At 29.0% G+C, this 22,245-nt stretch carries 29 protein-coding genes and 1 tRNA gene; 11 read left to right on the top strand and 19 right to left on the bottom strand.

All coding sequences use genetic code 11. From position 1 onward, the window contains the following. Window positions 1-103: 103 nt before the first annotated feature. Genes CAMP5082_RS03785 through CAMP5082_RS03805 form a run of 5 tightly spaced genes read left to right on the top strand, consistent with a single transcriptional unit; the run spans window position 104 to window position 3,345 of the window. On the top strand, window positions 104-352 hold the full coding sequence (locus CAMP5082_RS03785; protein WP_039618276.1) for an RNA-binding S4 domain-containing protein: 249 nt from the start codon (window positions 104-106) through the stop codon (window positions 350-352). Further along, window positions 349-756, top strand: a complete 408-nt coding sequence (tsaE, locus tag CAMP5082_RS03790) for a tRNA (adenosine(37)-N6)-threonylcarbamoyltransferase complex ATPase subunit type 1 TsaE (protein ID WP_263675275.1) — start codon at window positions 349-351, stop codon at window positions 754-756. The genes CAMP5082_RS03785 and tsaE overlap by 4 nt, the downstream gene beginning before the upstream one ends. Next, entirely contained in the window at window positions 749-1,474 is a 726-nt protein-coding gene (gene lptB / locus CAMP5082_RS03795; protein ID WP_039618272.1) for an LPS export ABC transporter ATP-binding protein, read from the top strand. The genes tsaE and lptB overlap by 8 nt, the downstream gene beginning before the upstream one ends. Next, complete coding sequence (locus CAMP5082_RS03800; RefSeq protein WP_039641436.1) at window positions 1,474-2,721, top strand: RNA polymerase factor sigma-54; 1,248 nt, start codon at window positions 1,474-1,476, stop codon at window positions 2,719-2,721. The genes lptB and CAMP5082_RS03800 overlap by 1 nt, the downstream gene beginning before the upstream one ends. Window positions 2,722-2,727: 6 nt before the next feature. Continuing rightward, the gene (locus tag CAMP5082_RS03805) at window positions 2,728-3,345 is read left to right on the top strand and encodes a YggS family pyridoxal phosphate-dependent enzyme (protein WP_263675273.1); all 618 of its coding nucleotides are present in this window, start codon (window positions 2,728-2,730) and stop codon (window positions 3,343-3,345) included. On the opposite strand, the gene murG is transcribed toward CAMP5082_RS03805, so the two are convergent. The 9 genes from murG to CAMP5082_RS03850 form a co-directional block, all read right to left on the bottom strand. Then, window positions 3,338-4,369, bottom strand: coding sequence for an undecaprenyldiphospho-muramoylpentapeptide beta-N-acetylglucosaminyltransferase (gene murG, locus CAMP5082_RS03810; protein WP_337205953.1), 1,032 nt, complete (start codon window positions 4,367-4,369; stop codon window positions 3,338-3,340). The genes CAMP5082_RS03805 and murG overlap by 8 nt on opposite strands. Then, window positions 4,366-4,971 carry a serine O-acetyltransferase gene (cysE, locus tag CAMP5082_RS03815; RefSeq protein WP_337205954.1) on the bottom strand — a complete coding sequence of 202 codons (606 nt, stop codon included), beginning with the start codon at window positions 4,969-4,971 and terminating at the stop codon, window positions 4,366-4,368. Before cysE ends, murG begins: the two co-directional genes overlap by 4 nt. Continuing rightward, entirely contained in the window at window positions 4,968-6,797 is a 1,830-nt protein-coding gene (gene speA, locus CAMP5082_RS03820) for a biosynthetic arginine decarboxylase (protein ID WP_337205955.1), read from the bottom strand. The genes cysE and speA overlap by 4 nt, the downstream gene beginning before the upstream one ends. Continuing rightward, window positions 6,794-8,020, bottom strand: coding sequence for a histidine--tRNA ligase (gene hisS / locus CAMP5082_RS03825; RefSeq protein WP_337205956.1), 1,227 nt, complete (start codon window positions 8,018-8,020; stop codon window positions 6,794-6,796). Before hisS ends, speA begins: the two co-directional genes overlap by 4 nt. Beyond that, window positions 8,013-8,597: a dTMP kinase gene (gene tmk / locus CAMP5082_RS03830; RefSeq protein ID WP_337205957.1), complete on the bottom strand. Its 585-nt coding sequence runs from the start codon at window positions 8,595-8,597 to the stop codon at window positions 8,013-8,015. The genes hisS and tmk overlap by 8 nt, the downstream gene beginning before the upstream one ends. Beyond that, a complete protein-coding gene (coaD, locus tag CAMP5082_RS03835; protein ID WP_039628309.1) occupies window positions 8,588-9,067 on the bottom strand; it encodes a pantetheine-phosphate adenylyltransferase in 480 nt (159 codons plus the stop codon). The genes tmk and coaD overlap by 10 nt, the downstream gene beginning before the upstream one ends. Beyond that, window positions 9,067-9,645: a UbiX family flavin prenyltransferase gene (locus CAMP5082_RS03840; RefSeq protein ID WP_337205958.1), complete on the bottom strand. Its 579-nt coding sequence runs from the start codon at window positions 9,643-9,645 to the stop codon at window positions 9,067-9,069. The genes coaD and CAMP5082_RS03840 overlap by 1 nt, the downstream gene beginning before the upstream one ends. Next, entirely contained in the window at window positions 9,642-10,310 is a 669-nt protein-coding gene (gene flgA, locus CAMP5082_RS03845; RefSeq protein ID WP_337205959.1) for a flagellar basal body P-ring formation chaperone FlgA, read from the bottom strand. The genes CAMP5082_RS03840 and flgA overlap by 4 nt, the downstream gene beginning before the upstream one ends. Before the next feature lie 71 nt (window positions 10,311-10,381). Further along, window positions 10,382-10,456: transfer RNA gene (locus CAMP5082_RS03850), tRNA-Gly, on the bottom strand. A gap of 109 nt (window positions 10,457-10,565) precedes the next feature. Between CAMP5082_RS03850 and CAMP5082_RS03855 the strand changes: the two genes are divergently transcribed. Beyond that, complete coding sequence (locus tag CAMP5082_RS03855; RefSeq protein WP_039668370.1) at window positions 10,566-10,862, top strand: invasion antigen C; 297 nt, start codon at window positions 10,566-10,568, stop codon at window positions 10,860-10,862. Window positions 10,863-10,892: 30 nt separating this feature from the next. On the opposite strand, the gene CAMP5082_RS03860 is transcribed toward CAMP5082_RS03855, so the two are convergent. Both CAMP5082_RS03860 and murA read right to left on the bottom strand, forming a co-directional pair. Continuing rightward, the gene (locus CAMP5082_RS03860) at window positions 10,893-12,053 is read right to left on the bottom strand and encodes a molybdopterin molybdotransferase MoeA (RefSeq protein ID WP_337205960.1); all 1,161 of its coding nucleotides are present in this window, start codon (window positions 12,051-12,053) and stop codon (window positions 10,893-10,895) included. Next, a complete protein-coding gene (gene murA / locus CAMP5082_RS03865; protein WP_087700602.1) occupies window positions 12,050-13,306 on the bottom strand; it encodes a UDP-N-acetylglucosamine 1-carboxyvinyltransferase in 1,257 nt (418 codons plus the stop codon). The genes CAMP5082_RS03860 and murA overlap by 4 nt, the downstream gene beginning before the upstream one ends. Window positions 13,307-13,392: 86 nt before the next feature. Here murA and CAMP5082_RS03870 point away from each other — a divergent pair, with 86 nt between their 5' ends. Then, window positions 13,393-14,250, top strand: a complete 858-nt coding sequence (locus CAMP5082_RS03870; protein ID WP_263682285.1) for a DMT family transporter — start codon at window positions 13,393-13,395, stop codon at window positions 14,248-14,250. 2 nt (window positions 14,251-14,252) lie between these two features. Here CAMP5082_RS03870 and CAMP5082_RS03875 read toward each other — a convergent pair whose 3' ends face one another. Genes CAMP5082_RS03875 through CAMP5082_RS03885 form a run of 3 tightly spaced genes read right to left on the bottom strand, consistent with a single transcriptional unit; the run spans window position 14,253 to window position 16,417 of the window. Beyond that, complete coding sequence (locus CAMP5082_RS03875; RefSeq protein WP_257928187.1) at window positions 14,253-14,621, bottom strand: hypothetical protein; 369 nt, start codon at window positions 14,619-14,621, stop codon at window positions 14,253-14,255. Between the two features lie 45 nt (window positions 14,622-14,666). Beyond that, entirely contained in the window at window positions 14,667-15,734 is a 1,068-nt protein-coding gene (locus CAMP5082_RS03880) for a tyrosine-type recombinase/integrase (RefSeq protein ID WP_337205961.1), read from the bottom strand. Beyond that, on the bottom strand, window positions 15,734-16,417 hold the full coding sequence (locus CAMP5082_RS03885; protein WP_337205962.1) for an aspartate/glutamate racemase family protein: 684 nt from the start codon (window positions 16,415-16,417) through the stop codon (window positions 15,734-15,736). The genes CAMP5082_RS03880 and CAMP5082_RS03885 overlap by 1 nt, the downstream gene beginning before the upstream one ends. Window positions 16,418-16,511: 94 nt before the next feature. Between CAMP5082_RS03885 and CAMP5082_RS03890 the strand changes: the two genes are divergently transcribed. Then, window positions 16,512-16,709 carry a molybdenum cofactor biosynthesis protein gene (locus tag CAMP5082_RS03890; protein ID WP_337205963.1) on the top strand — a complete coding sequence of 66 codons (198 nt, stop codon included), beginning with the start codon at window positions 16,512-16,514 and terminating at the stop codon, window positions 16,707-16,709. Between the two features lie 420 nt (window positions 16,710-17,129). On the opposite strand, the gene CAMP5082_RS03895 is transcribed toward CAMP5082_RS03890, so the two are convergent. Then, complete coding sequence (locus CAMP5082_RS03895; RefSeq protein ID WP_214098671.1) at window positions 17,130-17,621, bottom strand: SixA phosphatase family protein; 492 nt, start codon at window positions 17,619-17,621, stop codon at window positions 17,130-17,132. Beyond that, window positions 17,618-18,148 (bottom strand): rhomboid family intramembrane serine protease, encoded by a 531-nt coding sequence (locus tag CAMP5082_RS03900; RefSeq protein ID WP_337205964.1) that lies wholly within the window; start codon window positions 18,146-18,148, stop codon window positions 17,618-17,620. Before CAMP5082_RS03900 ends, CAMP5082_RS03895 begins: the two co-directional genes overlap by 4 nt. A 114-nt stretch (window positions 18,149-18,262) precedes the next feature. Here CAMP5082_RS03900 and CAMP5082_RS03905 point away from each other — a divergent pair, with 114 nt between their 5' ends. Then, window positions 18,263-18,673 (top strand): PepSY-like domain-containing protein, encoded by a 411-nt coding sequence (locus CAMP5082_RS03905; protein WP_263663340.1) that lies wholly within the window; start codon window positions 18,263-18,265, stop codon window positions 18,671-18,673. 4 nt (window positions 18,674-18,677) lie between these two features. Here CAMP5082_RS03905 and CAMP5082_RS03910 read toward each other — a convergent pair whose 3' ends face one another. Next, window positions 18,678-19,646, bottom strand: a complete 969-nt coding sequence (locus CAMP5082_RS03910) for a DUF3298 and DUF4163 domain-containing protein (protein ID WP_337205965.1) — start codon at window positions 19,644-19,646, stop codon at window positions 18,678-18,680. Then, a complete protein-coding gene (ybeY, locus tag CAMP5082_RS03915; RefSeq protein WP_257404513.1) occupies window positions 19,647-20,060 on the bottom strand; it encodes an rRNA maturation RNase YbeY in 414 nt (137 codons plus the stop codon). A gap of 52 nt (window positions 20,061-20,112) precedes the next feature. Here ybeY and queC point away from each other — a divergent pair, with 52 nt between their 5' ends. Beyond that, the gene (queC, locus tag CAMP5082_RS03920; protein WP_337205966.1) at window positions 20,113-20,778 is read left to right on the top strand and encodes a 7-cyano-7-deazaguanine synthase QueC; all 666 of its coding nucleotides are present in this window, start codon (window positions 20,113-20,115) and stop codon (window positions 20,776-20,778) included. 62 nt (window positions 20,779-20,840) lie between these two features. After that, window positions 20,841-21,413: a YceI family protein gene (locus CAMP5082_RS03925; protein WP_263663344.1), complete on the top strand. Its 573-nt coding sequence runs from the start codon at window positions 20,841-20,843 to the stop codon at window positions 21,411-21,413. A gap of 43 nt (window positions 21,414-21,456) precedes the next feature. On the opposite strand, the gene CAMP5082_RS03930 is transcribed toward CAMP5082_RS03925, so the two are convergent. Then, the gene (locus CAMP5082_RS03930; RefSeq protein ID WP_263679387.1) at window positions 21,457-22,200 is read right to left on the bottom strand and encodes a substrate-binding domain-containing protein; all 744 of its coding nucleotides are present in this window, start codon (window positions 22,198-22,200) and stop codon (window positions 21,457-21,459) included. Between the last annotated feature and the right edge of the window lie 45 nt (window positions 22,201-22,245).

Raw genomic sequence — 22,245 nt, forward strand, 5'->3', positions numbered from 1 at the left:
CTTTGTAAAAATAATTTTAAAATTTAACGAATTTAGCTTAATATAATGTAAAATATTTAGACATTTTATAACATTTTCTTGTATTTTTTGATAAAATATTTTTATGAGAATAGATAAGTTTTTAAATGTAGTTAACATTACTAAGCGTCGTGCTATTTCAGAAGATATGTGTAAAAGTGGTGTAGTAAGTATAAACAATCAAGTGGTTAAAGCTAGTAAAGAAGTAAAAATTGGCGATGAAATAAGCATTAAATTTATAGAATATACCAATATTTATAAAGTTTTAGACATACCAACAACCAAAAGCATACCAAAAGCTATGCAAGAAAAATATGTGGTAAAAATTCAATGAAAGAAATGATTTTAAGTCAAAATGAGCTTTATAAGCTTTGTGAAATTTTACCTAAAAATGGAGTTATTTTACTTCAAGGGGATTTAGCAAGCGGTAAAACTACTTTGGTGCAAAATTATGCTCAATTTCTTGGAGTAGAAAAAACGCTTAATTCTCCTACATTTTCTATCATGCAAGAGTATGATTTTCAACAAGGTAAAATATATCATTATGATATTTATCAAGAAGGTTTTGATGGACTTTTAAAAAATGGCTTGATTGAAAATTTTTTTGAAGAGGGTTTGCATTTGGTAGAGTGGGGTGATGAAAAATTAAAAAAATACTTAGATAAATATCAAATTTTTAATATAATTTTACAAATCATTCCTTATGAAAATAAAAGAAAGTATATAATACATGAGTAAGCTAGAAGCTAGAAATTTAGAAAAAATCATTAAAAAAACAAAAATCATACACGATGTTTCACTAGAAGTACAAAGTGGGGAAGTTGTGGGGCTTTTAGGGCCTAATGGAGCAGGAAAAACTACGAGTTTTTATATGATATGTGGGCTTATTTTGCCAACAAGTGGACAGGTGTTTTTAGACTCACAAGATATCACAAAAGAACCGCTTAATAAAAGAGCAAAACTTGGCATTGGGTATTTACCTCAAGAAAGTAGTGTTTTTAAAGACTTAAGCGTAGAAGAAAATTTACTTTTAGCTGCCCAAGTAATATATAAGGATAAAAATTTATTAGAACAAAAGATAGAGCAAATGTTAGAATTACTTAGCATAGAGCCTATTAGACACAGAAAAGGTATGAGTTTAAGTGGGGGTGAAAGAAGGCGTTGTGAAATCGCAAGATCGCTTATGTGTGATCCTAAATTTTTACTTCTTGATGAACCATTTGCTGGGGTTGATCCTATCGCAGTGAGTGAAATTCAAAGCTTGATTAATGACTTAAAAGCTATGAATATAGGTGTTTTAATCACCGATCATAATGTAAGAGAAACTCTAGCAATTTGCGATAGAGCTTATGTGATTAGAAGTGGAAGGTTGCTAGCTAGTGGCAATGCTAATGAAATTGCGCATAATGAAGATGTTAAAAAATACTATCTTGGAAGTGAGTTTAGACTTGAATAATGCTTAAGCAAAAAACCTCTATAACACAAAAAGCAAAACTATCACAAACCTTAAGATCTTGGCTTCCTATATTGCAAGCTAACATTGAAGATCTAAAAGAAAGCTTAGATGAATTTGCTAAAGAAAATCCTTTTATAGAGATCAAAGAAAACTCAAGTATTACAAACAATCAAAACAAGTATTATCAAGAATATTTTAGTAAAAATACCACCACGCAAATGATTGACGCAAAAAGCTTGGAAGTAAAAAATGTGTATGAACTTTTAAGCGAGCAAATCATACCACCATTTTTTCCTACTAAAAAATCCCAAACCATTGCTGAAAAAATCATAGAATGTTTAAATCATGAAGGTTATTTTGAGTATGATGAGGAAATTTTAGGTGAATTTGATCCTTTAGAAGTAGAAAAAATCAGGCAAAGATTTAAATACCTTGATCCCGTTGGAGTAGGGGCAAAAGATAATCAAGAGGCTTTTATTTTTGCATTAGAGCATTTTGACTTAGATGATGAGCTTTATGAGTTTTGCAAAATGCTAATTTTAAATTTAGAAAATGCAAAAGATTTTATCAAAGATCCTTTGTATAAAAAGGCTATAGCGATAATTAAAAAAATCTCTATTCCGCCTTTTTTAGAGTATTTTGAAGAGAGCATGGAAATCATTCCTGATATATTTATTTATCAAGAAAATGGTGAAATTAAAATTAAAATCAATGATGATTATTACCCTGAAATTGCTTTTGAAGCAGATGGCTTAGATCATGAGTTTTTAAGTGCTTATTTAAAAGATGCTAAAAATTTAATCGATGCATTAGCTATGCGTAAAGCTACCCTTTATAAACTAGGGCTTATGATTATAGAATATCAATATGATTTTTTCATGGGCGGGGATATTAAACCTATGCAGCTTAAAGACTTAGCACAAGATCTTGAAAGAAATGCTTCTACCATCTCAAGGGCAATTGCAAATAAATACTTAAGTTGCGATAGAGGCTTAATACCCTTAAAATCTTTCTTTACCACCGCAGTTGATGATGGTGAAACTTCTAATGCAACTATTAAAGATTTTCTTAGTAATTTAATTAAAAAGGAAAATCCTAAAAAGCCTTTGAGTGATTTGAAAATTCTTGAACTCACTCAAAAAGAATTCCCAAGTGTGCAACTAGGGCGTAGGACTATCACTAAATATCGTATGCAACTTGGCATAGGAAGCTCAAGTGAGCGTAAAAAATTATATGAATTAATGTAGGAAAAGATGAATTTAGAAAGTATTTTTGAAAAAACCATAAAACAAAATGTACGTTTAGTAGCAGCTAGCAAGTATGTTCAAGATGAACAAATTCGAGAGCTTTTTAAGCAAGGTGTTGTAGAGTTTGGAGAAAATCAAGTCCAGGCTTTAGCTTTAAAAAAAGAAAAACTTCAAGATTTAGAAATCAAGTGGCATTTTATAGGCAATCTTCAAAGTAATAAAATCAACCTTTTAATCAAACAAAACCCATTACTTTGGCAATCTTGTAATGGCTTAAAAAGCGCTAAAGCTGTAGATAAAAGACTTGATTATAAATTAGATACTTTATTAGAAATAAATACTGCCAATGAAAGTTCTAAAAGTGGCATAGAGCAAAATAAGGCCATAGAAGAGTATTTGCAAATACAAGAAGAGTGTAAAAATTTAAACCTTATAGGTATTATGTGTATAGGTTCTATGGATGAGGAAAAAGTTCAAGAAAGTTTTGAGCAAACTTTTAAAATCTATGAAAATTTACAAAAACACGGGGCAAAAATTTGCTCTATGGGTATGAGTGGGGATTTTGAACTAGCTATAAAATGTGGTTCAAATATGGTGCGTTTGGGGAGTATTTTATTTAAATAAACCCCATTTGTTTTGCTTTTTCTATCATAAAATCTGCACCATTTTCACTTTTTAACTCTTGCAAGGCTAAAGATTTTTCTTCTAGTGAGAAATTTTCTACCAAATTTAAAAATTGATGTTTTTCTTCTTGGGTTAAAATTTCACATAAATTACGCTCTTTTAAATACAATGCATTAAAATACTGATGATTTTTAGCCGCATATGGATAAGGAATAAAAATACAAGGAAGTAAATTTGCGCTAAGCTCAAAAAGACTACTTGCACCTGATCTTGATATGGCTAAATCTGCTTTAGAAATTTTATCTATAATGTTTTTATCAAAGTCAAAAAGCTCTACATTGACATTTAAATCCTCATAAGCTTTTTTACATCTTTCATAATCATTCTTACCACATTGGTGAATGATATTTATGCCTTTTTCTTTAAAGTATAAAGCATTTTCTAAGGCAAGATCGTTAATAAATTTAGCCCCTTGAGATCCACCAAGAAAAATAATATTTTTTAATTCTTTTCTCACTCTTGCTTTTTGTGAAAAAATATCACTAATAGGATAAGGACAAAAGAAAGTATTTGTTTTATTAATTTGATCATCAAAAGCGGTAAAAAAAGCTTTAGAAAAAGGCTTTAAAAGTGAATTTAAACTTCCCATTTTTGAATTTTGCTCATGGATTAAAAGTGGGATATTTGCCATTAAAGCACCAAAAGCGCCTGGAGCACTGCTATATCCACCCACACTAAAAACTACTTTAATATTATGTTCTTTTAAAATTTGTTTTGTTTTTCTTGCAAGTTTTACAATATGCAAAAACGATTGAACCTTAGCCAAGCCTTTTTTATTAACAACGCCTTGAGAACTTAGAAAGTATTTTTTATAAAAACTATCTTCATTTTCAAACCAAAGTCTATCTTGGCCATTTTCACTTCCTATGTAAATACATTCTATGCCTTGTTTTCTTGCACTTTGCAATAAACATCTAGCTATAGCTAAATGTCCTCCTGTACCTCCACCTGTAATTGCTATCATTTATCCTCTTTATTTAGCTTTTCTTCCAAAATAGCAAGTCTTGCTTCTAATTTAACGATTTTTTCTTCATAATCAATCTTACCATGTTCTTTAATATAAGCAGGTATGCCAATAGCTGTTAAATTTGACCCAACATCTTTTAATACAACTGCATTTGAGCCTATTTTTGCATTTTTACCTATAGTAATATTACCTAAAATTTTAGCACCAGAACCTATAATCACGCCATCTTCTATAGTAGGGTGTCTTTTGGTATTTTTATCTAAATTCGTTCCACCTAAAGTAACACCTTGATAAATCAAAACATCATCACCTATAATAGAAGTCTCACCAATCACAACCCCACTTGCATGATCTATAAATATCCTTCTACCTAGCGTAGCTCCAGGATGCAAATCAACTCCAGTAAGAAACTGTGAAATTCCACTAATAATCCTTGCTATTTTTTTAAAACCATTTTGATAAAAAAAATGCGCAAAACGATAATTTACCACAGCCCAAACACCAGGATAGTTAAAAACTAATTCCACCCAAGATCTATATGCAGGATCTTTTTGTTTTGGCATAGAAAAATCTTCTTTGATTAGTTTAAAAACACTCATTTAGAACCTATGCTTTTTAAATATCCATTATCGTTTAAGAATAAATAAATTTCACCCAAAATATGCTTTTTTTGATTTTCATTAACAAGTTTTGAAGCATAAATTTTTTCATTAATATTATCCATAATTGCATGAATATCATAATCAAGATCTTCTAAGGTATCTAAAATAGATTGAGCCTCTAGTACGCTTTCTACTTCAAAACCCTTTTCATTAATACTTATACAAGCTTCGGTTGGATGTGTAAAAAGATTATGCTTCATACCAAGGACTTCTTGATAAGCTCCCACTAGGAAAAATCCTAAAAAATAATCTTCAGCTTCTACATCAATATCATGTAAAAACAAAGGATTATCTTTAGAATAAGAAATTTCTCCATCACTATCACAAGTTATATCCCATATACTTGCGCTTCTTGTAGGTTTTTTATTGAGTCTATCAAGTGGCATGATAGGGAAATTTTGCTCCAAACCCCAAAAATCAGGTAAAGACTGAAATACTGAAAAATTCACTAAATATTTTTCTTGTACTTCATTTTGCAAACTCGACAAATCAGCTTGATCACCCACTAAAGAAATAGCTTTTCTCATAATCAAATGCACTAAAATTTCACTATTTGAGCGATCTTGTAAATCCACATAACCCAAATCAAACAAGGTTAAAATACTCTCCATATGATCAATGCTATCATGTAAATACTCAAGCGCATTAAAAGCTTTAATGTTTTTATACAAATCATAAAGCTCATCGATAAGTTTTGGATTTTTATCTTTTAATAAAAGCTTACTTTCTGTGTATTCTTGGGAAAAAAGCTCTAAAACAGGCGCTACTAAAACAGCATGATTAGCTGCTACAAAACGCCCGCTTTCTATAAAAATATCAGGTTCTAAATCTTTTTTTTGTTCTGCTATGCTTTTTAAAATAAACACAACATCGTTTGCATACTCACTTAAGGTGTAATTTCTGCTTGTTTCATTTTTAAACTGAGAGTATTCTACTGCTAAACCCCCGCCAAGATTAATAGCTTTTAAATTTTTTGCCCCCATTTTTCTAAGCTCAGTGTAGATATTGCCCGCTTCATTTAAAGCTTTTTTCAAAGGATGAATTTCAGTAATTTGTGAGCCTAAATGAAAATGTATCATAGTAAATTGATCTAAAAGCTTATTAGCTTTTAAAAGATTTACCGCTTCAATAAGCTCAGTAGAAGTTAAACCAAATTTTGAATTTATACCTCCACTTTTTGCCCAAATTCCTACTCCAGCCGAATGCAAACGCACCCTTAAGCCTATATTTGGCTTTGGCTTAAAACGATTTTTAGCAATTTCAATCATTGCTTCAAGCTCATTAAGCCCTTCCATAGTTAAAGTGATATTATGACCCATTTCACACGCTATAAAGCCCATATTTATGAGTTCTTTATCTTTAAAACCATTGACTGTTATAGGAGCGCCTTCATTATTATAAGCCATAGCTAGTAAAAGCTCAGCCTTACTTCCTGCTTCTAAACCATAGTTATATTCTTTACCTAGATTAACTAAATTTTTTACAAAACCTGGGTATTGATTGACTTTTAAAGGATACACAGCATTAAAAGAACCTTTATAGTTAAATTCTTTTTTTGCTTTGGCAAATTTATTATAAATTTGCTCGATTTGCTTATGGATTAAATGGGGAAAACGAAGCAATAATGGCCCCTTATAGCCATCATCACGCAAAGTATTTACTATATCTATAATGGCAGGTTTTTTACCATGATTTACACATACTTTGCCATTTTCGATGATAAAATTATTTGCACCCCAAATATTAATACCATAATCAATCATAACTCATTCTCCAAATTTGCTAATTTTATATTTTTAGTATCTTTATTTTCTAAATTTTTATAAAAAATCTCTTCTTTTTGCATTTCATCTTCACCTATACACAAAAAGATTTCAGCATTAGCATTATCTGCTTGGTTTAAATGCTTTGCAAGTTTTTTTGCTTCGTAGCTTAAATATACTTTATGTTTTTTTCTTAAAGTATTTGCTAATTTAAAAATAGTATCTATATAAGCTTCATCCATAGCACAAAGATAAATTCCTTCTCTTGATTTTACGCTTTGTTTTTGCTCTAAAATAGCCATAATCCTTTCTATACCCATAGCATAACCCACACCATAGCCACTTTTACCATCTAAATACTCAATCAATCTATCATATCTTCCGCCACCTGCTACAGCAGCTTTAGCACCGATTTCATCGCTAACAAACTCAAATGCACTTTTAGAATAATAATCAAGCCCACGCACTAATTTCTCATCACATTCAAATTCAACATCATTTTCTTTTAAAAGTTTTTGCAATTTTTCATAATCTTTCTTACAACATGGACATAAATTTTCACTTAGTTTTGGCGCATTTTCGATTAAACTTTGACAATGATCATTTTTACAATCAAGCACTCTAATAGGGTTTAAATCTTTTCTTCTTAAACAATCCTCACAAAAACCTTCTTTAGAATTTAAAAAAGCTATGAGCTTTTCTTTATATACACCCATACATTCTTTACAGCCTAAAGAATTAATTTTTAAACTTGTATGAATTTCTAAGCGTTTAAAAATTTCATTTAGCATTAAAATAATGCTCGCATCCTCATATACACTTGCCACACCAAAGCTTTCTACACCAAATTGATGAAATTCACGCAATCTTCCTTTTTGTGGCCTTTCATAGCGAAACATAGAGCCATGGTAAAACCATCTTTTAACACTTTGAGCCTTATCCATTTTAGCTTCTATATATGATCTTACCACCCCAGCTGTCCCTTCAGGTCTTAAACACACTTCATTACCTGCTTTATCAACAAATTCATACATTTCCTTGCCAACTATATCAGAGCTTTCCCCAACGCTTCTTTTAAAAAGCTTAGTAAGTTCTAAATGCGGACAATTAATAAAAGTAAAACCATAGTTTTTAGCCACTTCTTCACAAGTTTTAACTACTCTTTCATAAAGAGCAGCTTGATCATCTTGTAAATCTTTCATTCCTTTTAAAGCATTAATCATCTATAAATTCCTTAATTTTTTCATGTAAAATTTCAATACTCAAAGAAGCATCTAATTTTAAAATTTTTATATCTATCTTGGTTTTTAAAAACTCTAAAGTTTCTTCTAAGGCATTTTGTATATTTAAAAAATACTCAATCCCTCTTTTTTCAATACTATCTAAATCTTTTTTAGAAAGTCTTTGTTCAATAAGCTCTTTAGAACCATGCAAAAACACAACCTTTTGTGGAAAAACTCCACCTGTGGCAAAAGAATTTAACTCAAATAAAATATTTTGATCAAAATCACATCTTGCATAAGCCATATTAGAAATAAAACTACGATCTGAAATGATAAGTTTGTTTTTATTATGCGCTAAATACATGTCGATTAAATTTGCTCTATCTGCTAAAAAAAGCAAAAGCTCAGCCTTTTTAGAAAATTGCATTTTACTTTCTAATAAAATTTTTCTCAAATGCACCCCAAGCTCACTTCCACCTGGTTCTTTAGTAAAAAATGCATTATGAAAATATTTTTTCAAAAGCTCTATTTGCGTGCTTTTACCCACACAATCAACCCCTTCAAAAGCTATATACAATCTCTCTCCTTTAATAAAGGTATAATTTCTTTTGGCACAAGCTTACTCACATCGCCATTATGCATACAAATTGATCTTACTATGGAGCTTGAAATAAAAGAATTTTTTAAATTTGGCATAAGATATATAGTTTCAAAATCTTCCCAAAGCATGTGATTTGCATAACCAAGTTGTAATTCATACTCAAAATCACTCACTGCTCTTAAGCCTCTTATAATGATATTTATTTGCAAATTTTTAGCAAGATCTACTAGTAAGTTATCAAAAGTTGTAATTTTAACATTTTTTAAGTCTTTTGTAGCAATTTTTACCATTTTTTCTCTATGCTCTAAGCTAAACATAGGCTTTTTACTCTCACTTTTAGCTATGGCAACAACTACTTCTTCAAACATCTTGCTAGCTCGAACGATCACATCTAAATGTCCATTAGTGATAGGATCAAATGTCCCTGGGTATATACAACTAGCCATTATTGCCACCTTTGATATAAATTATGCTCAATATTTGCTAGATCAAGCCATTTTCCTATGATAAATTCATATAACTTTTCTAAATTATCAACCTTAGCATAACTTGCTATTACAGGAGGAGCGATGATAGCTCCATAACTAGAAAGTTTAGCCATTTGTTCTAAATTTAAAGTAGAATAGGGCATTTCCCTTACCCCAAGTATGAGTTTTTTGCGTTCTTTTAAAGCCACTCCTGCAGCTCTTGTAAGTAAAGTATCATTTATACCACAAGCAATTTTTGCCAAAGTGTTAATCGAGCAAGGCGTGATAAAAGTCGTTTCTATACCAAAAGATCCACTTGCAACGCATTGACTAATATCTTCATTATCTAAAAAATTTACATGTTCAAGTTCAAATTTATCTTTTATGTGTTGCAAAAAGTCTATATTTTCTAAAAGAGAATTTTCTTTTGTAAAGCTTATTTTTGCATTTTTACTTATAATGGCATAAATTTGCCCTTTTTCTTTTAAATGTTTTAATAATAAAAAGCCAAGTTCACAAGAACTAGCCCCGCTAATACCTACTAAAATTTTTTTCATTTTAGCTCCACATAATTTTTACTAATGACTTTACCATGCACGACTTTTCCATCTTTGTTTTTAAGGCGAATTCTTTGGTTTAAATTTCCACTTTGCAAGGCTTTTAATTCTATTATCATGCTTAAATCCCCATCTTTGATAACCCCATAAACAGAATCATTTCTTTGTATAAGGGTTTTGGTTTTAAACATATTATATTTTAAAATCATATTTTCTCTTATATTGCTTTTGGCTATTAAATTTGCGATTTCATCTTTTTTTAATACACCTTGAGGAGCTTTATCAAAAGGAATTTTTAAAATTTTAAAACTAGCAGGACTTAAATTTTCATTACGCACAATAGGACGCGTAGTTTGTAAAACTTCTAATTTTGCCTTTAAAAAATACTTAAAAAATATATTTTTTTTAAACTGCTCTGGAGTTTTAAATTCAGCCTTTACAAAACCATCTGCTCTATCAAAATTATGATTACCCAGCTTTAAAAAAATATATTGATTAAAATCAACAGGCAAACTTGATTGAGTGTTAAGATCTAAAGAAATGATTTCTAGTTGCGGATAATTTGTCTTAAATTCTTTAATCAAAGCTAATTTTACTTCATCAAAATTCGAAGCAAAGCTTAAAGTATAGAAAAATAAAACTAGAATGATTTGCTTAAAAAACAATACAGCGACCTTTTATAAAAATATATTAATCGTATAATACATTAAAAAAGTTTGATTTTAGTTAAAAGAAGTGGAGCGGGAAACGAGATTCGAACTCGCGACCCCAACCTTGGCAAGGTTGTGCTCTACCCCTGAGCTATTCCCGCATTTTGAAAGTAGAGTGTGATTTTATCAAAACTTTATTTTATTGTCAAGTTTTTAAAATTAAGGAATGTTTTTTGCTTATAGTTATTAAATTTTAAAAAAGGAGTTCTCATGCAAGTAAATGATAAAAATAGTCCACTAGCCCTAAATAATATGACAAAAATCAAAGAAAAAAACACATCTTCAGATGAATTTCAAGCTACACTTAATGCACTTAAAGACAAAGAAGAAAAAGAGTATAAAAAAGATAGCAACAATGCTTTTAGTAATACAGATTTAAATATAGGTTCGATTTCTAAAGATTATAGCGTATATGCTTGGGAGAAATTACGCCAAAGTAAATACCAAAAAAATGAAGAAAATATCTTAAATAATCTTTTTAAAACCTTAGATAAAGCAAGAAGTTAATCATTCAAAATAGGGTAGTGTAATACCCTATTAAATTTTTAAAACTTTAACTTCTTGATCTTTTGCTAATTTTATGTCATCAATTTGCGTGATTAAAATATGCGTGTTTTCACATAAAGGTTTTAGCATACCTGAGCCAAATTTAGTTTCGCTTGGTTTAAAATATCCATCGACTAATTTTCCAAAAGCAAAATCATTTCTTTGACCTTTGAAATTTAAATCTTTAGTCAATCTTGCTTTATCAAATTCCAAAAGTTCTTTACCATAAAGTAAATTGAGTATATTTTTTGCAAAAATATGCGTTGAAACTAAAGAAGCTAAAGGATTTCCTGGTAGGGCTAGAAAAAGCGTATCGCTTTTGCTAAAAAGTTTTACATGCTTGCAAAGTTTAGCATTTACTTTTTCAAAAATAGGGCTAAAATCACACTCAAGCAAAGCTTGTTTGATAAAATCAGCCTCACCCACGCTAGCTCCACCACTGCTTATAAGCATATCAAATTCTTTATTTTCTAAAAGCTTTTTATATGCATTTAAATCATCTTTTATAAGTCCTAAATACTCAACATCAGCATAATCTTGCAAAATAGCATAAATTCCAAAAGCATTTGCATTATATATGCTGTATTCATCAGCATTTTCCCAAGGCTCTACAAGCTCATCTCCACTTGAAAAAATCCCAACACGTAATTTTTTAATGACTTTTAGCTCATAAATTCCTTGAGCAGCAAGCATAGCTACCATACCTGAAGTGATTTTTTGCCCCTTTTTAAACAAAAGCTCTCCAAGCTTTGCTTCCTCACCTTTAAAACGGATGGCATTGTTTTCTTTAGCGTTTTTAGCGTTGAGTTTTTCATCTTCAAGCAAAGCTTCTTCAAACATTAAAATGGTATTTGCATTTTGAGGAATTTTAGCTCCTGTCATAATCTTATAGCATTCATTTTTTTCTATAATATAATCATTTTTATCGCCTGCTAAAATGTTTCCTTTTATTTCTAGCAATTCATTTTTATGTGTATAATTTAATGCATAACCATCTAGGGCGGAATTATCAAAAGCAGGTAGGTTTTTTTTCACAAAAACATCTTCATATAAAATACACCCCAAAGCTTGCGTCAAATTTACTCTTTGAAATTCATTTTTTGCTTTGATTTGTTCTTTTAAAAAATCTAAAGTTGTAAAAATATCTCTCATTCTTCTAGCCTTCTTATACTTGCACCTAGTTTTTTAAATTTTTCTTCTAAATTTTCATACCCTCTATCAAGATGATAAATTCTATGAATTTTACTAGTTCCTTTAGCTGCTAAAGCCGCTAAAATCAAAGCAGAAGATGCACGCAAATCAGTAGCCATAACATCAGCTCCCAAAAGCTCTTTAGTGCCATTTATAGTAGCAATATGCCCGTTTAATCTTATATCAGCTCCCATTCTTAAAAGCTCACTTACATGCATAAAACGATTTTCAAATAATCTCTCATCAATAATACTTGTACCATTTGCTTTTAAAGCTAAAGCCATAAATTGTGCTTGCATATCCGTTGGAAAACCTGGATATTCGCTAGTTAAAATTTCAACTGGTTTGATTTCTTTGGCAGGATTTATACTAATACTATCTTCATTAATATCAAAGCTAAAACCCATTTGCTCTAGCTTTGCTAAAACTGCACTAAGATGGCTTGCATTGACTTTTTTTAGAGTGATTTTTGAGTTAGTGATAGCTCCTGCACACAGATAAGTTCCTGCTTCAATACGATCAGGAATGATTTCAAAAGGTTTAAATTCTAAAAGTTCTCCACTTGTGCCATAAATTTCAAGCTCAGAAGATCCTATGCCTTGTATATCAAGCCCAGCCCTAGCTAAAACCTCACAAAGTTGTACCACTTCAGGCTCTTTAGCAACATTTAAAAGTCTAGTTTTACCATGAGCTAAGGCTGCTGCCATGATGATATTTTCACTACCTGTAACAGTGATTTTATCAAACATCACATCAGCACCCTTAAGCTTTCCGCTAGCTACCACATAACCTTGCTTGATCTCAATATTAGCCCCCATTTTTTCTAAAGCTAAAAGGTGTAAATCAATAGGGCGTTGGCCTATAGCACAACCTCCCGGTAAAGAAACTTCGCAATTTCCAAATCTAGCTAGTAAAGGCCCTAAGGTAAGTATAGAAGCACGCATTTTACGCACGATGTCATATTTTGCTATGGTTTTATTTAAATGTTTTGTATTTATTTTTGCAAAATTGTCTTTAAAAGTATAATTTGCTCCTAAATTTTCAAGCAAAGAAAGTAGGGTGCAAATATCTGCTACATTTGGTAAATTTGAAATTTGAACTTCATTTTTAGCTAAAATACTTGAAGCTATCAAAGGAAGTGCTGCATTTTTTGCACCGCTTATTATCACTTCTCCGTTTAATTTTTCAACACCATCAATCTCTAAATAAGTCATTAATTTTCCTTAAAATACATACATTTAATGATATAATAATATTTTACTACAAATATTATATAAATTAATAAGATTAAAGGTATTTTTTGGGAGTTTTTCTAGTCATACTTGGTGGGATATTTTGGGCTGTAAGTGGAGTTTTGGCTGAGTATTTGTTTAAAAATCATTATTCTGCTGAATGGGTGAGTTTTTATCGTTTGCTTTTTACAGGCATTATTTTAATAATTTTGGGTGCAAAAAATTTCAAATTAAAACTACTAAAGCAAAAACAAGAACTTAGCTCTCTTTTGATTTTTTCTATCTTTGGTTTATTAATAACTCAATATGGTTATTTTAAAGCCATTTATTATACCGATGCAGGAACTGCCACGATGATACAATACAATGCACCATTAATCATAATGCTTTTTATGTGTTTTAAAAATAAAATTTTACCTAAAAAAATAGAGCTAATCGCTTTGCTTTTAATACTTTTTGCCTTATTTTTACTTATAACAAATGGAGATATTAACAACTTAAAACTTGATATAAGAGGTGTTATTTGGGCTTTTTTTGGAGCTCTTGGAGTGGCATTTTATTCTTTGAGTGCTAGACTTATCATAGCAAAATATGGCTTATTTTTAATCATGGGTTTGGCTAGTTTATTTGCTTCTTTTTTGCTTTTTGTATTATTACAAGGAAATATCCCAAAACATGATTTTTCTTTAAATTCCTTTTTGGCTATGAGCGCGATTGTATTTATAGGCACAATAGGGGCTTTTTGTTTATACTTAAAAGGAGTTGAATTAATAGGAGCTTTTAAAGCTAGTATGATAGCTTGTATAGAACCTGTGGCTGCTGCTTTTATGAGTTTTTTATTTTTAGGAACTATTTATAGTGTGATTGATCTTTTTGCTTTTGCTTTGATCATTCTTAGTGTGTTTTTAAATGCTAAAAAACATTAAAATCATTGCATACTTTGCATAGCTTGAGAAAGTATTTGCATGATTTGGCCATATATACTTTGCATTTGTGCATTTAAACTTTGAATTTGAGAATTAATCATTTGAGCTTTTTGCGGATCTTGACTTGATTGTAATTTTGCATTTAATTCTGCAATTTTAGCTTGTATCTTAGCTAACTCACTATAAAGCTTGCTTAATTGATCTTCAGATTCACTGTTATTTTGATTATCTTTAACACTTTTTTCAAGCTCTTTCACACCTTGTGTAAACTTAAATTCTATAAAATTCTTATTCTCTTTACTTTCTTTTTCTTCTTTTTGAGTGTTTAAAATATAAGGATTAATTTTACTAGCATAATCATTTATTTGCATGATATATCCTTTCTTTAAGGATATATCGGATTTTTTTATAAAAATTTAAGTTCTATCGTGAAGTTTTTTAGCTACTTCTGCAGCCAATTTTAACTTTTCATTGTCAAAGTGTGTGTAAATTCTTGAAGTATTTAAACTTGCATGGCCTAGTGCTTCTTGGACTAAAACTAAGTCTTTTTGTTTTTTATAAAGTAGGGTAGCAAAAGTGTGTCTTAGCATATGTGCTCCGTTTTTTTGCTTGCGAATTCCTGCTTTAAATAAAATTTGTTCTACTATACGCGAAACATAAGCTTGGGTTAAGGCTTTGCCATTGCGATTGACAAATAAAAGTCCATCACAAGAAAGATAATTTACCCTTACATCTTTTAAAAGATGTTCTATAAGCTCTTTTTTAATCATCACAACGCGGTATTTATTGCCTTTAGCTCTAATACGTATGATATAAAGATCATTTTCTTCGCTAATGTCTTTTAATTTTATATTAATAGCCTCGCTAACCCTAATTCCTGTAAAAATGATGATTTTAATAATCAAACGATTGCGTATAGTGTTGCTTTTAAAATCTGTATTATCAATAGCATCTAAAAATTTACTCACTTCATCTTCGTTCATATATTCAGGCAGTTTAACTCCTTTAGAACCACTTATACCTGCCCAATTTTTAAGATTAATATCAAAAATATGCGCTTTTTGATCTTCTTCATTTTGTTTATCTAAAAATGCAAAAAAATTAATCACAGCTATGCGATAATTTTTCTTACTCGCATCAGATAAAGAAGCACTAATACTTGCTAAAATTTCGACTAAAAGCTCTTCATCGATTTGTTTTAGTGAATAAAGCTTATAAAATAACAAATACTCATAAAGTTTTTTCAAAGGATTAAAATACGTATTTACGCCGCTAAGTCCTGCATTTCTTGCTTTTTTTACATAAGCATCAAGCTCTTGTATATTTTTAACACCCTTGCTTAAGGCTAAATTTACTACAGCCAAAGCTTGAGGGTCTTTTAATTCCTTATTTGATAAAGAATTAAGCTTAAATTTCACATATCTACAAAGCCAAAATAAAAATGACCTTTCAAAATTTTCTTCACAATCTAGAGCATATTTCATCACTCATTCTCCAAGGCTTTCAAAGTAGCCATTTTTGCATGAATATATGCGCTATCAAATAGCTTTTTAGAGCTTTCTTTTGCAATTAAACCAAGTTCAGTACAACCCAAAATTACTCCTTGAACCTCCGGAAATTGAGCAATCAAATCATTTAGATATTTTTTTGAGTCTTTATTTATAATACCTTTGCAAAGCTCATTAAAAATAATATCATTAAGCTTTAAAATATCATCATTTTTGGGAATAAAAACTTCGATCTTTGAGTTAATTAAAAGTTGTTTATAAAAATCTTCTTGCATAGTGTATTTTGTCCCTAACAACAATACTTTATTTATATTTTGCTCTTGAAGCTCTAAAAGCATAGCTTTAGCTATATGTAAGATAGGAATTTGAATGTTTTTTTGTATATTTTTATAACATTTATGCATAGTATTAGTACAAATTAATATAAAATCAACTCCGCATTTTTGCAAAAGTAGGGCATGTTGGGTTAAAATTTCACTTGCTTTTTGCCAATCATTCTTGCGTTGACATTCTTCTATTTCTTCAAAATCAACGCTCGTTAAAACTATCTTAGCGCTGTGTAATTTTCCCAATTTTTCATTTGTTAATTTATTGATTATTTCATAATAACTAAGTGTGCTTTCATAACTCATTCCACCTATCAAACCTATGATTTTCAAACTTTTTTCCTTTAAAATTAATATAAAAAATTATAAAAAAATCTTACTTAAAAAATATCAAGCTATAATTATAAAAACAAAATAGGGTGATAATATGTTTTTTAAGAAAAAAACCGCGCAAAAGCAAGCAAACCAAAGCAATATCTCAAAACAAAATAATATTTCAAATGACTTTGCACAAGAAAAAAGACTTTATGAATTTAGAGAAAATATGAAAAAACTTAGCAAAGATGAAAATAGTGCCAAACTTTTAGCAAGACAACTTTCAAGATTAATCCAAAAATCCAAATAAAACCAAAAATTCCATACAAGCTAAACTTTTATATTTATTTTCCTTTTTACTCATCATTTTAGCTTTTTTAGTCTATAAAAATATTTTAACTTAAACTTAATATATATGTAAAATTATATGATAAATAGTAAAATCTTGAAATTATATATATTTTGTATTGAAAACTATAATTTTCAAACTTTTATATTTATCTGCACTTTCATAAGTAAAATGTATTTTAAAATACCTATAATATAGTATTTTAAAACATTTTAATTTTTGAGTGAAAATAATTTATCCATAAAAAAATAAGTATAATTTTTTGAAAAATATTATAAGTTATTTTATGTAGCTATGAAAGATTAAAATATATATTTTTTATTTCAACTAAATTTTAGTTTATATTTTTGCTTAAATAAAATTGAAGTTTAAAAATGTAGATTAGTTATTTTCTTGACTTTTAGGATAATCAAAAAACACAACTTCCCCACTGTGTTCTTTTATATCTTTAAATTCTTTTATATCAAATTGCATACATAAAATAGCAGAAGTTGGAAAATTTTCTAAATCTATATGGGCTAAATATTCACAAAGTTCTTGCAATAAAGGATTGTGCATAATTAGCACTACCCTACTCTCTTTTAATTCTTTTATAAAATTTAATACATCCTCTAAATTACCATCATAAAAGTTTTTTTCTATCTTGATATCTTTTTCTTTTAAAGAAAAGCTTTTGCAGAGTTTTTGCGCTGTTTTTATACAACGCCTAGCAGGACTTGAGATAATACTTTGAGCCTTAAATTCTAAATCTTTAATCCTATAAATCATAGTTTTTAAATCATCTTTTCCGCTAGAACTAAGCTCTCGTTGTAAATCTTGTTCGTAGTTTTCTTTTTGAGCCTTAGCATGACGGATAAAATAGATATATTTCATTTTATAACCTTAAATTTACCCAAAACATATCCACATATAAAGCCAAAAATATGTGCATACCAAGCTATATTTACACCCATAAAAATAGGCACAAAACTCATTAACAATATAGCTACGATAAGTCCTTTAGTAGCAGTTTTATCTAAATATGCATAATATCCCATTAAAACACATATGGCACCACTTGCGCCCACTACGTTTACAAAACTACCATCAAAACTTAAATACACATAAAAAACACTAAGCAAAGAGCAAAGAATTCCGCCAATTAAATAAAGCAAAGCAAATTTAAAGCTTTTTAAGTATTTTTCCAGCATAGAGCCAAATTGAAAAAGCACTATCATATTTAAAATCAAATGAGGCCAATTTCCATGCATAAACATTGAGCTTAGAATTTGCCAGTAAAATCCTTGAAAGAAAAATAAATTTAAACCCAAAATAGCATCTAAATTTAAGGATCCAAAATAAAGATAATTCACAAAGACAAATATCACAATATTTAAAGCAATTAGAAAAGAAGCTATCATTACCCTACTTTGTATTTTTAATAATTATAACAAAAAGCTATTTAAATTCTAGCTTACACATAAAATTCACACTAATAAGATACAATATCGTCAAAAAATAAAATAAGGTTAAAAATGAAAAAACTAGCTTTTGCTTTTTTGATCACTCTAAATACCCTTAATGCAGGTATAGTTATAGCACCTGATTCTTTACCGGTAAATATCAAACAATTTATCAAAGATTATTTTAATGCAGAAATAGGCCTAGTAGAACAAGATGGTTATTCTTATGAGATTTATTTAAGTGATGGAAGTGAGATTGAGTTTTCGCTTAATGGAGAATTTAAAGAGGCTGAAAATTTTAGCTCGTTAAATTATGCGATTTTACCTTTAACAATACAAAATACCATCAAAAATATCTACCCTAATACAGCAATCATAGAAATAGAAAGAAAAATTTCTTATTATAAAATCAAACTAAACAATCAAATGAAGCTTTACATAGACGATAATGGAACAATTTTAAGACAAAAATTTGATGATTAAATGCTTATTTGATTTTACTCAAATAAGCAAGTTTTGAATTTTTCTTCCAAAAAGGTTTTAATTCATCAAAACTTATAAAAACTTCAACTGCTCCTGTTGAATATGGAGCTATCTCATAAGGTTCCCATATAAAATTTAATCCATCTTTTCTTACTTCGAAAATTTCACTCATTTTAAGTTCTTTAATATCAAATAATTCATTTTCACTGTATAAACTTAAAATCTTTTGCTTAATCATATTCTGAAAATCTTCACTTTCTATTTTTAACTCATTTTTTATATTTATAAGTTTCATATCATCAATACTATAAGTTTTTCTTAAAAAATTAGTCATACCATGAGCACCACCTTTATATTCATAAATATTTTTTCCTAAAGAGATAATATGCTCATCTTGGTAAAACATATAAGCTTGAGAAAAAAACTCATTACTAGAAATGTTTTCTTTACTCCATTTTTCAAAGCTTTCTTTTGCTTTTTGTTTTAATGAATTTTTATCTAAATTCTCATTAAAATCATCAATAATTTTATTTAATTTTTCATTTTTACTTGTTGATTTTAAAATATCTTCACTAAAGTCAAATTCTATAGTTTTATTAGCATCTAGTTGTTTTTGTTCTTTAAGTGATAGCTGATTAATCATCGTATTTGTCTTGCTGGCTAAAAAACTAAATTCTTTTTTTACTTCATCTATTTTACATAAAGCATCAAATTTATTTTTATGCATATCTTTTAAAACGCAAGTTCCAAAATCTGCTATATCTATATAATATTCATCATTCTTAGCACTACCCCAAAAACTATATTGTTTTTGTTTTGTTTGGACAAAACCATAACTAGTGTTACTTTTAATGGAACTATATAAGTGAATATCAAATTCCTTTCCTTCTAAAATATTTAATGTAAATGTATTTTCATTATATGCATATAAACTCGCACATAAACCTAAATTTAATATTATTTTTTTAATCATTCAATCCCCTTCTTGTGTTCTTATAATTAAACTTTTTGGTAGTTTAAAATACTCAATCCATTCTTGTTCTTTTTGTCTCATTTGTCCTTGATCTACCTCATGATCATAACCTTGCAAATGAAGCATAGCATGTATAAAAAGCAATGCCATCTCTTCTTCATTGCTGTGTTTATATTCCATTGCTTTTTTACTTACTTCATCTAAATTTATCACAATACTACCAAGCAAATTTTCACAATTTTGCACTAAAGGAAAAGACAAAACATCTGTAGTTTTATCTACTCCTCTTTGGTTAAGATTAATTTCATGCATGGTTTTTTCATCTACCAAAACAAGTTCTATATTTTGATCACTCATTTTTTGAGCAATTTTTTCAAGAAAAGAAATATCCATTTCTTCTTCGCAAAAAATCATTATTATCCTTTTGATTTTATAATTTCAAATTATATCAAAATTAAGGAAAAGTATGAAAAAAGCTCTTTGTATTATAAGTGGTGGTATGGATAGTACTTTATGTGCATATTTAGCCAAAAAAGAAGGATATGAAATCATTGCTTTGCATTTTGATTACAATCAACGCACCATGCTTAAAGAAAGAGAATGTTTTAATAAAATTTGTGAAAAACTTAACATAAAAACAAAATATATTTTAGATGTTTCATTTATAGCAAATATTGGTGGTAATTCTTTAACGGATTTAAATTTAGAAATTCCTAAAGAAAAGCTACACGAAAAAAAAGTTCCAAATACTTATGTTCCTTTTAGAAATGGCATTTTTTTATCTATTGCAGGAGCCATAGCTGAAAAAGAAAAATGCGAAAGTATTTTCATAGGAGTAGTGCAAGAAGATAGCAGTGGTTATCCTGATTGTAGTGCAAATTTCATACAAAAAGCAAGTGAGTTTATCAATGAAGGCACAACAAAAACTTGTAATGTTACAATTAAAACCCCATTAGTTCATCTAAGCAAAGGACAAATAGTTGAATTAGCCTTAAAAGAAAAGGTAGCCTTAGAATACACTTGGTCTTGCTATGAAAGAGAAGATAAAGCTTGTGGTAAATGTGATAGTTGTTTATTAAGATTAAAAGGCTTTAAAGAAGCCAATGTGAAAGATTTTATAGAGTACATTTAAAATTTACTTTCATTTTATTTTTGTTTGTATAATAGATTTTACAAATTAAAAAAGGAGAATTAATGAAAAAAATACTACTTGGTTCATTTTTAGCTGCTTCAATTTTAGCAAGCAATGCTTTGAGTAAAGAATTTATTCTAGATAAAGCTCATACAAATGTAGCTTTTAAAATCAAGCATTTACAAATTAGTAATGTAAATGGAAATTTTAAAGACTATGATGCAGTGGTTGATTTTGATAGTACTAAATTTGAATTTAATAAACTTCAAGCAAATGTAAAAGTTGCTTCTATAAATACTGAAAATAAAGCAAGAGATGCCCATTTACAACAAGATGATTTTTTCAAAGCAAAAACTCATCCAAACATCACTTTTACTATGAGCAAATATGAAAAAATTTCTAATGAAAAAGGTAAGATGTATGGCTCTTTAAATATTGCTGGTGTAAGTAAAGATATTGTTTTAGATACTGAAATTGGTGGGGTTATTAAAACAGATAGTGGTAAAGAAAAGGCGGGATTTACTTTACAAGGACAAATTAAAAGAAGTGATTTTAAATTTGCTCCAGATACTTCTAGTTTGACACTTAGTGATGAAGTGCAAATTAATATAGAAGCAGAAATTAACGAAAAATAATTTAAAAAGCATTTTACAATAAAGTAAAATGCTTTAACTTAATTTATTTAGCTAACCAACCTTCTTTTTCCCATACTTTTTGCGCTTCTTTGCTTTGTGTAAATTCTATAAATTCAGTTACTTTTGGATTTTTTAAACCTTTTTGTGTTGGTGCTATTTCAGCAGCTCTATAAATAATTGAGTTTTTATCTGCTTTTATAAATTTATTTTCTTTCTCACCAACTGCTTTAATCCAATGTGTCCAAATGATTAAAGCATCGATATTTGGATTGTTTTTCCACTCATCTACTGCTGCTTTTGAATTCTTAGCATACACTTTGATGTTTTTTCTAAGTTTTTCTAGGTTTTCGATTTTTCCTGTTTTTAAAGCCATATCTTCATACAAGCCAACCTGCCCTGCTCCATCAACTACCATAACATTAACACCATCTTTTAAAAGGTCTTCAAATTTTTTAATTTTTTTAGGGTTATTAGCTCTTACTATCATACCTGAACCTCTAGCATTTAAAACTTGAACATCTTGTATTTTGATTTGTTTTGACATAGCTTTAACAAATCCATCCATCATAGATGTGTTACCAGAATAAATGATATCAGCATCCATTTTAGCTTGTTTGATCCATTTAGGTGTTGGCCCTGCATTAACGATAACTTTTTCTCCGCTTTTTGCTTCAAATTGTTTAGCAAGTTCTTTTAAAACAGGAGCTGGACCGCCTGGGCCATAAACTAAAATTTCAGCATTCAATGCAGCTGCAGCAAATAAACTTAAAAATAAAAATTTTTTCATATTTTTTCCTTTAAATTAATAAAATAAAATTAGAAATATAGCTTT

Origin of the sequence: Campylobacter sp. LMG 17559 (assembly GCF_024723605.1) — a bacterium.
Classification (GTDB): Bacteria; Campylobacterota; Campylobacteria; order Campylobacterales; family Campylobacteraceae; genus Campylobacter_D.